This window comes from Pseudomonas sp. B14(2022) (assembly GCF_012030485.1).
Taxonomy (GTDB): Bacteria; Pseudomonadota; Gammaproteobacteria; order Pseudomonadales; family Pseudomonadaceae; genus Aquipseudomonas.
The window spans coordinates 20,677-31,831 of record NZ_JAAUVM010000039.1 but is presented as its reverse complement, the minus strand read 5'-3'; the positions used below and the strand labels follow the sequence as shown (position 1 = coordinate 31,831).

Annotated in this window: 3 protein-coding genes and 2 pseudogenes; 3 read left to right on the top strand and 2 right to left on the bottom strand. The window is 51.6% G+C overall.

Features of this window, described 5'->3' with window-relative positions:
• A pseudogene (locus tag HCF10_RS30430) lies at nucleotides 1-106 on the top strand (IS3 family transposase); the annotation flags it as partial.
• Between the two features lie 3,376 nt (nucleotides 107-3,482).
• Here the strand turns inward: HCF10_RS30430 and HCF10_RS31615 are convergent.
• Together HCF10_RS31615 and HCF10_RS30420 are read right to left on the bottom strand one after the other, a co-directional pair.
• A pseudogene (locus tag HCF10_RS31615) lies at nucleotides 3,483-3,860 on the bottom strand (DUF4365 domain-containing protein); the annotation flags it as partial.
• A 348-nt stretch (nucleotides 3,861-4,208) separates the two neighbouring features.
• Nucleotides 4,209-6,830, bottom strand: coding sequence for an HD domain-containing protein (locus HCF10_RS30420; RefSeq protein WP_167657044.1), 2,622 nt, complete (start codon nucleotides 6,828-6,830; stop codon nucleotides 4,209-4,211).
• A gap of 509 nt (nucleotides 6,831-7,339) precedes the next feature.
• Between HCF10_RS30420 and HCF10_RS30415 the strand changes: the two genes are divergently transcribed.
• Both HCF10_RS30415 and HCF10_RS30410 read left to right on the top strand, forming a co-directional pair.
• A complete protein-coding gene (locus HCF10_RS30415; RefSeq protein ID WP_167657043.1) occupies nucleotides 7,340-7,834 on the top strand; it encodes a hypothetical protein in 495 nt (164 codons plus the stop codon).
• A gap of 143 nt (nucleotides 7,835-7,977) precedes the next feature.
• On the top strand, nucleotides 7,978-11,058 hold the full coding sequence (locus tag HCF10_RS30410) for a TrlF family AAA-like ATPase (protein ID WP_167657042.1): 3,081 nt from the start codon (nucleotides 7,978-7,980) through the stop codon (nucleotides 11,056-11,058).
• The last annotated feature ends 97 nt before the right edge of the window (nucleotides 11,059-11,155 follow it).

Here is an 11,155-nt window from a genome sequence, read left to right as displayed (position 1 = left end):
CGATTACATCGAGATGTTCTACAACGTAAAACGCCGCCATGGTTTCAACAATCAGCTGTCACCGGTAGAGTTTGAAAAGCGTTACGCAATGAGCTTGCAAGGTGTCTACAGAATCCGGGGCGATTCAGGGTACCTAAGAGTCGGATCGCTTCTCTCTCGCAAGACTCGTCCATCCTGGTGCCGTGGTGGGACTCTACCAATAGCATGTAGATCGTCCAGATTCTTCTTGCAGAAGTCTTCGTCAAGTCTTCATCTAGACCTGCCATCAGTATCAGGAGAGTTATTGCCTGGAGGCCGTGAGGGGGAGCATCCTTTTTCATGGCCGCTTTGACATACCAGTGCCTCAACAGCGCAGCCAGTCCGATGTCAGATAGCGACCGCTCTATAACGAGAGCGCGAAGCACAGCAGCAGCATGTGCCAGTGATTGCTCAAATGGTGAGCGATAGTCCCACAGCGCTGAGGCTATAGAAATAAATCCGGGTTCCGCATCAAGCATTTCCACGGCTAGACGTACGCTCTTGGCCGAATTTAGTAACGGAGGGAGAAGCACCATAATATCGGGTAGATGCACAACTACACCGACACGCCACTCACAGAGTTGCGCCATTTTGCGGGCCTTATCAATAGGGGTAATCAGTCCTACCTCTACCAGCGCGGCCAAGACATCAAGTGTGCAGATTCCATCAGGATCGGACTTTCCGGCACAAAAAATTCGGAAAGCAAAGTCATCAGAGTAAAGTCTGAACCGTTCGGGCTCTGCCGCGCAGATCTCTACAATCTGTGTATTGCTTCGGCCAACCGGTGCAGTATTAGAGGCCCTGTTGACTCCTCCTGACGACGACGGCTGCAGAATTGAAGCGAGATGGGGCTTCAAGGACTTTTGTAGGCCCAGGCACTTGCCACGCATTGGACTTCCATACATCGGGTTCGTGAACTCTGCAAGCTCCTCCATGGTGGCTTTGGATATCGCAATTTTTCCGAAGAAATTGACAACGGGTTCGATCAATTCCAAATCGTAGAGTACGAGCAGTGCCGTCCAGTCCAGTAAGGGAACAAGTTGCCGTAGAGCCTCAGCGCCAAGAGGCTGCCAAGCAAGCTCGCTATTCATGGAAAGATGGTACTTTCGATCATCACGGCTAGACACCTTCGCAGTTTCCCAGAGGTGCACGACATCGCAGATGGAGGGTAGAACAAATCGAGGACGCCATGAGAACGGAATGACTGTGAAACCTTGCTGCAAACCGTATTCAAGCCGACTCTGGAGCGCTTCCTGATCTGCGGTTACGCCTATAAGAGACTTGAGACTTTCTACCAACTCTGTGGCAGAAGAACCTTCCCGAATTTCCCCTCTCCTAAGCATTCGAGAATTGGGGAATTTCTGGAAAAACGCATTTGCGCGTGTCTGAAATTGCTCACGATCGCTGGCAAGATCGAGGTCAGTGATCGCTAACGTGGAGCTCAAATGCATCATCAAGTAGGCGCCTTCCTGGCTCTCCACATTTTGATCCACCAAGTCACCTGCCCGAATAGCAAGCTCAACAAGCCTGCTGCTGGTCTGATCCCCAAATTGGATGAGTGTAAACAGTAATTTCACACACTCTAGCCGTTCATGTTTGGTTTCTGCGGCTTCAAATACCTTCTCCGCTGCCTCCACGGCGTCCTCAACGTAGCCACACCTTGTAGCGATAGTTACGTAAGTGTTGAGTGCAACCTGATCGTCAGTTCCTTTGGCTAAAATGCCCTGCAATCGGTCTCGTGCTTGTTCTGTTTCTCCAAGATGATCGAGTGCCAATGCTTCGAAGGCTGCCATCCGATCCCCAGGCTCAGCCCGAACCCTTTTGCTCTGACAGAGTTCTAGAAGTGCCTGCCAGTCTTTCAGCGTCACCAACGCGATCCCCAATCGGGCTGCCATCTCTGGAGAAAGCAACAAGTGCTCTGTGATTTTCTCGCATAGACGCACGCACAGCACCGCATACTCAAGATCTGTAGGATCAGCCTCCTGGAATAGGGTGAGCGCAATGCTCAGAGGTCGGCCCAGCTCTTCATAGCGGGAATGCAAAGATTTCCATGCATCTTCCTTCGCCAGCCTGCTCACCTCTAGGGCTATGTAAAACTCTGAGAGTGCGGCTTGATCTCTCAGGTCTGGATGCGACTGTAGTTCTTCGATCCACTGGTTTACAAAGGTAGGCTGAGCCATCTTATGGGCTGAAAGGGAGGCAGCGATTGCTGCGGGCCCGAATAAAGGATGGCCTCTATCCAAAGACTCTCTACATGCCCTAAAGCCTTGCCAGCAAAGCCTAAACTTGCGTGTCTCATAAAGCAGCAGGATGTTCCACAGTTGTTTTTCGGAAGATTCAGGCAATTGGTCGTTTGCCGCTAGAGCAAGATCAAAGTCTTTTAACTGGGCAGCGACGCTTCTCAAAGCCTCCTGAATATTTGGTAGGCCCGGACGTGTACGCGCCGCTTCAATGAGGTCTGCAAGTATGCTTCGGCCCTTTCCGAGTGCTAAGGCGGTTGCAGCCCATATGTCCGCAATCTGCTCAATATTTGAGTCCCAGCCCACCGCCTTGATAGAAGTGACAGCATCGGTGATTGCTGTCCAAGCACTCTCTAGCGCCTGCCGATCTACTCCAGGCAGACCGGACGGCGGGATGACGTCTTTACTGATCGTGCTGGCTGTAGCAACCGCGAGAGTAAATTTGGAGCGGGCCCTAAGTAGCAGCAACAGCTGGTAGGAATCATGAGATCTGTCGCATACATCTAGGCCCGCCTCGGAGTCAGCTAATGCACTATCTGGATCGCCGGACAGCCAGTGCGCGAAGGCTCTTGCGAACGACCTCTTAGGCTCTGGCAGGTGATCTGCAATCTCAAGCGAAAGTTTGTAGTTCCCTTGAACCGCGTGCAGCCTCGATCTAGTCCCGATGATTACGGGGGCATCGCCCTCCAGCAAGGCGTGTAGCTCTGAGAGCGATTCTGGCCTAGTTTCGAATCTAATCCGAATTTCCGCTTCCACTTGTGCTGCAAGGTATTTGGGAAGGTTGTTTTCCTCATACGCGTTGCGATAGGCAACAACTGCGGCTTGATCAGCGCCCGACTCAACGTGCCAGTTTCCGCGTAAGCACCAGTATTCGCCAAGCTCCAATTCCGTCGCTTTTGCCAGCATGGACTCGGCTTGATCTAGGTGATGCAGAGCTCTCTCCAAAGCATTGATACGCAGCTCAGCCCTGGCTTGGGTCAGATGCCAAGCAAGTGTGCCCGGCGCAGGGTTAATCCAATGCTCGTCTTTGGGGCCTGCAAGGGCCTCTATGAAGGTCACGCCTCTCGCTGCAACTCCTTGAACGGCACTTTGAACCAATATCAGACGATTTTCTGAATCCATTGCAGGATGGGTTTGTTCCGCTTTTGCGCTCAGGGCATGCCCTGCTCGGGACAGCTCATTCTGATAGCGAATTTCTTCAGAAAGGTCGGTAGATGACGTGAGACGATTTTTTACCGGAACCCGAAGGGTGACGTATTTCTGCTCCTCAGGCAGCTCAGCTACATTAACGCGCAGCAGCTCATCTCTGATCCAAACGTAGTAGAGCCTGCAATCGACAGGATCCGGATCGACGGAAAGATCACAGATCACCAAGAGCAGGGGCTCCACAGCTCGCTCATAAAAGCGGACAGTCGATGCCTTCAGTGCTATGGAAAGGTATTCCCCATCCGCCGTAATGTTAGGGGAACGAGTGCCTTTCAACTGAATGCGAAAAATATCCGTTGCTTGTTGATTTGGCGTAGTTTGGACTTGGTAGTCGAAGCCATAATCGTCCGTCCCACCTAGGCTTTTTAGTCGCCAATTCCTGGGTGTACGTGCCATTAGGCAACGATCGGCATCAGCATCAATATCGTGCTGATCCCCCGTCATTGGTAGAGGCCCTTCAACTGGCATGAGGTTTCCTCGGCATAGCTAAAAGAAATTTTGGCAGGCGCTTTCTCGGCTCTCGCCCGTTTGCTCCTAGGATTGTCGGAGAGATAATCAGGAGGCTCAGCACCGGACGCTTTGGCTCAGGGCGATGAGCCAAAACGTTTTGTATGGTCGAATCATATGAAATGTATGCTCTCAGCAGACTGGCTCGCGACATCGTCAGACCAAGCGGGGTTCGACTTTCGTTAGGGCTCCACGTCAGATTGAAGCATCCTCCACTAACTGAGCTTACTGCGAGCTTCACTCTTCGAATGAGCTCTCAGACCCGGCGGATTCATCATTTCGCCTAAACACTGTAACGTTTCGTATTATCGGTGTGCCGTTAACCGTTCCGACCTCCATGTCTTCATCATCGACCTCGTAATTTTCGCTCCAGGCCTCGCTGATCACTATCCTGATCAGCTGTGCAAGGTTTGATCTTTGCCAAGAAAAATCTGGAGCCAAGGCTCTTGGCCATTGTGTCTGACCTACGGTTAACACTGAGCCGCTGTGTTTCGGAATAACCCAAATGTTGCTAACTGGCTCGAAGGAGCTTTTGAAATCTCGAGGATGGACATCGTCGGTGTCCTCCTCATAGGAGAATTCCCCGTCGAATGTGATCACCACCTCCGACGTGTCTTGAAATCGTTCACGTATCTCTCTAACGCTTAACCAGTCACTCGGGCCCTGGCATGCTATCGGCAGTTCACCAATGTCTCCTCCACACTCAAGTACAACTTCTGCACATCGGGCTTTGTGAAGCTCATCAGATCTAGCCGCCGCAATAATCTTCGCCTGCTCTGTTGCCCACGCCGCGAGCTGTTCTTTAGACACAGTTGGCAAGGCGGAATCGCGAGACGCAGTTAAGGTTTCGCCTACCAACAAACCTTGAATGTTAGACATCCGAGACGCCCTAAGTCCTCCGATCGTGACCCATCCTCCATCAGCGCCGAAGAAACTACTTGGTTGGATAAATGCGCGACCTAGCGGTTTTCCAGTCTCATCAAGGATAGGTCGTATCGCGGAAATGCTCGTCCCATGCCTGTGTCTGTTTGACATTCCAAAGGGGTTAAGTCGGCTAAGCAAATCTGCATCAGGTAGGTCAAGCCAATCGCCGGAACTTACCGCTGGAAAACTTTCACCGCCTTCTTCAACCTCAATCGAAACGTCTAAGTTTGGCGCTATCGATGCAATGAGCTGTTTTAGAGTGAGAATGTTTTCGCCAGATTTACTGTTGAAAAGTATTCCCCCTTTAGTCCGTGGATCGGCCTTGAGCAAAATTTCAATCCTCGTCCCCCCGTCGACTGGTGATTGACCCCGTATCGCTTGGGCGAGAATGGGGCGCGATACAGTGCCATCTCTAAACTCTAATACGCGAGCGGCGGCTTCGCCTAAGTCAAAGCGGCGAGAAATCACCTTTACTAAGGAACCAATCATAAATACCGAGAAAAAGCCGATTCCATATCGTCCTATCGCGTTCATACCCTTTGCGATGAGACCAGGAAACTCCTGAGCTGCGAGTGATGACCGCCAAAATGATGTGCCGAAATCAATCAGCGGGCCGGTCAAAACGAGCTCTGACATCCCAATACCATTGTCTTCGACGGTCAACCAGTGGCCATCCGCTTTTTCTATGAGGGACACCACTATGTTGCCCCAGCTATCGCGTCGTCCGGCTTGATAACGTCTACGTGCTTGGATGGCGTCGGTACTATTTTGGATGAGCTCCCTGATGACTACAGTCGGGTCGTCACCATAAAGCTTGGCGCCCCCCAGTGTTTCAACAACTTTCGGGATGTCTGAAACTTTTAACTGTGTATCAACCGGACGCCATCCTCGGGTATGAATAGTACGCGCTAACGATTCGGGGCTGCCGGCGCCCTTGACTCGCCGGGCTCGAAAGAACAATCCCTTTGCTCTGTTTTGCATCAACAAGTCTACATCCTGCAACTCGCGATTCACCGCCGAGATCGTGTCATATGCGAGCCACCAGGCGTCCGCGTCGTCGATATCGAAAGGTGCGCCAGCGGTGAAGACCACGGCTTCATGCTCGATATGGGGCGCAGCTAGCCGCTCTTGGAATGACCAATGCAGGGCAGATATGCCTTTGGGGTGTGATATCGCTCGCAGAAACCTCGGGGCTCTGCGCTGATCCAAATGGAGTGCGTCGGCAATACGGAGTAAACAAGCGAGTTTCACGCGGTCAATCTTACTCTTCGTCTTGCCTGCAAGAGCACCAAGATCCTCCGAAAGTTCCTGCTCCACTCGTGCTACCGACCACCAGTGGCTGTGCGCGATGAGTCCGATTGTCTCGCCATAAAAAAAGCGTACATCTGCATCGTCAATCAGGTAAAGCGTATCTCCGTTAACGGACGGCCAGCCTTGAGTTGCTAGCTTCTCAGCTTGTTGTGCATGCAACTGGCGTAAGACTTCAGGTACAGCACGGTTGACGATGATTGGTGAAGGGTTATTGACCGATTCGGGATCATGGTCATCTCCCCCAAGCAAGGCCGTCACGGTATCTTTCCATGCCACGGTCTCCCTCAAATCCTCAAGGCCGTTCGGATAAGCGGCAAGACTCATAGCCGAATCGTGCAGAAGGACACTCGCCCCGAAAACGAATGCTTCGGCAGGAGAAATTGTCAAGGCGCCTTCTGAAACGAGCGATGCTGTTTCCCACAAGGCGTCTAGGTGACTCAAGTCATGGACTGTCATGCCTGGCATAGCTGCTACGATCTGAGCGACCAGTTGGCCCGCTTTTTCACGCATGGCTAGGTATCGTTCTCGGAAAAACTCCTGCTCAGCGGTCGTAATGTCTATTTGTGGATTGACGAAAGCGTGGCGCCACAACCAGGTCAAACGGAAATCAGAGACAGCAGACATAGTGATCCTTCCCCTAAGTGCTTCCTTGGTGAGCGTAGACCTAACTCTGCATCGATCAGTTGGCTACCCCGTACTGGTTAGGTTCGCGAACATCTAGCATGGTCTCATCAGGCAGGTGGCCATCATAGCACCTTGACATTGAGTGCAATGCAGAGGACGCCAGTGAGTTCTTCTGTAGTCTGCTCTTTTACCTAGCCGGAACTAAGACTCATGGACGTCTATGGCCGGCGATCACACTGAGTAACAACAGAATTTTCTCGCGAGCTAAAGTTTTGCCGTCGCGAAAACCGTTAGGTATATAAAACCATGCGGAGTGCCGGCAATGAGCGTAGTACCGATCAAAAACTATCGGCACATTTTATGTGCCGCAAAGTGTCGAATTTACCCACGGGGCAGTCAGTCATGTATCTGCCACAACGGAAGACGGTCGCACTGTCGATATGTCGCTCGGAGACTCGCGATATCAATAGAGTGCTCGGGAGGCCGACGCTATTGCCCAGGGGCTATTGATGTCTGTCATGCGCACAGGCTTGGACATTGCGAGCATGCCTTGGGACGGCGGACGTCTCGTGAAAATATCTCCGCTCTCTGGAGATCTAGGGGCTCTCAAATTTTCGGACGATACGATCCATGGTAAAGGCGCGTCGTTCCGATTTTTTGGCGTTTGTTGGACATATGAAGGTGTAGGTGCAGACCCAAGCTACCCGGCAAATGCGCTCTGCATCCGGACTATGCATGACGGCGGGATCCTGTTCGGTAAGGGCAATGTCGATTATCTGCTGACTGGTGAGCAGGCGTACCAGCTGTTTCAAAGCCTCGCTAGCTGCGCGTATTCACTTGAAACCAGATCTTGGATGGTCTGGGACAAGATTATCGAGTGGCGAACCGGCTCGGACTCAGATTTGAAGGATCAAACACTCGAGGAAAAGATGCTCCTCAAACATCTCAAGCTTTGCGGGCATAGCTCGAGGCGAAAACGTGAGGCTAAAAATATCGGCGATTAATGAAGGGGGATCCGGCGATGCCCATTTTCCGTATTCATTTGTCCAGATTTACTCATATTCCGGCAAAAGTTGTGTCAATGAGCTTTCATCAATGGCGGGTGGAGCTTCACTTGAGGTTCTGATCGGATATCGGGGAATGTGCAATGCCAGTTATTTTGCAGGGCTCAACATGGAAAAAATGGGATCTCCACGTCCACACCCCAGAGTCGTTGGTTCACCACTACCCCGGTGAAAAGGAAGCGGCGTGGGAGGCTTTTCTATCCGATCTAGAGGCATTGCCACCTGAGTTTAAAGTTTTAGGCATCAACGACTATCTGTTTGTAGATGGCTATGCCCGCGTTTTGCAGGAGCTGCAGAGGGGCCGTCTTGCGAATATTGAGCTTGTTCTTCCCGTTGTGGAGCTTCGACTAGATAAATTTGGTGGCATTCTTGAGCAAGGCGACGAGGGATACAGGCCCTCGAGTTGGAGTCGTATTAACCTCCATGTTGTTTTCGATCAGATCGACCCGCAGCTGATTCGCGAGCAATTTATGCCTGCCATCTCTCATGGGTACTCCCTGGTACCTGGATCCCCTGGCGAGCGATGGGCTGGTGTCATTACAAAGGCCAATCTGATTGAGCTTGGGGAGCGTGTCGTTGCCTCAATGCCAGAAGCTATGAGGGGCAGAGCTCCCTCACCTCTAAGGGTCGGTTTTAATAATCTCAACGTTAGCTTTGATGCAGTTCGCGCTGCTCTCAATACGCAGCATTTTCATGGTAAGCACATCATTGCGGTAGGCAAGAGCGAGTGGGACAGTCTGCGCTGGAATGATCATACGATCGCGGACAAGAAAACGATCATTAACGAAGCAGATCTAGTTTTCACTGCTGCAGCAAATCCCGAGGCTTACGTGAGGGCTCGTGATGGGTTAAAGGCTGCTCAGGTCAACGCGCGCCTCCTTGACTGCTCAGATGCGCACTCGCTTAGCACATCGGGTGACAAAGACCGTGTTGGAAACTGTTTCACTTGGATCAAGGCTGACTCCACATTCCAGGGGCTCGTTCAAGCGATCCATGAGTTCGATGATCGCGTGTACGTCGGTGATGCCCCGCCTAAGCGAATGAAGGTTGAACAGAATAGAACCAAATTCATAAGCTCAATAAAAGTGGGAAAGGTCACAGACTCGGGCCTTGCCGAACCATGGTTCGACTTGGACATCCCGCTCAACCCTGATTTGGTGGCAATCATCGGTAACAAGGGCAGTGGTAAAAGCGCTCTATCCGATGTCATCGCGTTGGTTGGCAACACAAAGCACTATGCGAAGTTTTCATTTCTAAAAAACACCCGGTTCCGTAGCCCAAAGCGCAGATTTGCGGAACATTTCTTGGGATCCTTGACTTGGCTAGATGGCTCCGTAATGGAGAAAACCTTGCAGGAGGATCCTGAGCCAAGCAGCGTCGAGCGGGTTAAGTATCTTCCGCAAAGCTACTTGGAAGACTTGTGCAATGAATTGGGTGAGGGTGGATCTACAACGTTTGATGCAGAGCTGCGAAAAATCATTTACTCCCACGTTCCCGAGGAGGAGCGGCTCGGCAAAGCGTCCATGGATGAGCTCTTAGATTTCAAGGTTGCAGAAATTGAGCAGGCTCGTAAAGGCGTTAAAGAAAGCATCAGTAAGATCAACGCGGAAATCATTGAGGCAGAACGCAGATCGACAAATGATTTCTTGAGGTCGCTACATGAGTTAGTGGTGTCCAAGCAGGGAGAAATCGCTGCGTTGGAGGAGGCCAAGCCCCAGCCGGTGCTCGACCCGAGTGCTTCACCTGAGGCTCTGGATGAGTCGAAGCAAGCCGCTCAGCAAGTTGAGGTTCTCGAAGATGAGGTTCGAAAGATTGAGGCTGAGGAGGCGGCGCTCAAGAACACGAGAGCTACGGCGCTTAAAAGAGAAGCGATCGCAAAGAGAGTCTCCACCGCCCTTACTAATTACCGTAAGCAGCATGCGACCTTCGTTGCTGAACTGAAAGACCTACTCGCTGATCTTGATGCAGAGTTGCCAATTGATTCCTTGTTGCAGTTAAAGGTCGATTCAGGGCCGATTGAAGCCATCGCTGTAGCGGCACAAACGCAGGTCGCTGTGATCGATGCCGATTTGAAAAATGAAGATCAAGGTAGTATTTCGCAGCGAAGATCTCTTACGACGGCCCAGTTGGTTGAGGCCAAAGGCATGCTTGGAGAGGCGCAGCGACTTTATGTTCTCTACAAAGAAAATCTAGCGAATTGGGAGCGCGCTAAGGCGGAGCTGATTGGGTCACCTGATAAGCCAGGCAGCCTCTTGCAATTGCAAGCCGAAATAGCGTCTCTGGCGCTTTTGCCGGAGCAGCGAGCGGGGCTCCGTGCCGAACGCTCAGAGAAAACTCGGGAGATGCATGGTTTGATTCAGGCCATGGTTGATGAGTACGGTAGGCTCTATCTTCCTGTGCAGCGCTTCGTTAATTCGGATGAGCAGAGAGAGCTCAATTTACCTCTGGATTTTCAAGTTCGGATCGAAGAAAAAGGCTTTTCCGAGCAGCTATTGAGGCGCATTAACCAACGGGTCAGAGGTTCTTTTATGGGCGTCGATGAGAGCTCTCAGAGGTTGCGTAATCTGCTGCTTGCTTCCAATTTCGAGACCCCAGACGAGGCGGTGGCCTTCGCAGATATGATTGATGATCTGCTTCATTTCGATCGTCGAGAAGGAATGCCTGAGAGGGCGATTCTCCTGACCGACCAACTCGCACGAACCGTCACTGCGCAGGATCTTCTAGATTATCTGTACTGCTTAGACTACTTGGCTCCTCGATATTCTTTGACCTACGAAGGGCAGGAAATAGGCCAGCTATCACCTGGCGAACGTGGGCTGCTGCTTTTGGTTTTTTACCTTTTGGTCGATGAGGATGACATACCGATTGTCATCGACCAGCCCGAAGAGAACCTGGATAACCAGACCATTTTTCGCGTTCTGGTTAAGTGCATCAAGCGAGCGAAAGAACGCCGGCAAGTAATTATGGTGACGCACAACCCGAACCTCGCAGTGGTTTGTGATGCTGAACAGATCATTTATGCGGCATGTGATAAGGCCGCGAGCCGATTCGATTATGAAGCCGGTGCGATTGAGCATCCTGACATCAAAGCCCGAGTGGTCGAAATTCTTGAAGGTACGGAACCGGCTTTCAAGAACCGGCAGGGTAAGTATCGATTGCAATAGACCAATGCCTTTGCGGAGCATCGCAACGGATGTGCTTACGGTAATGGCCCGCCTTTGCGGACTTAGCCATGGGTATGCTGATGGTATGAGTAGGTAT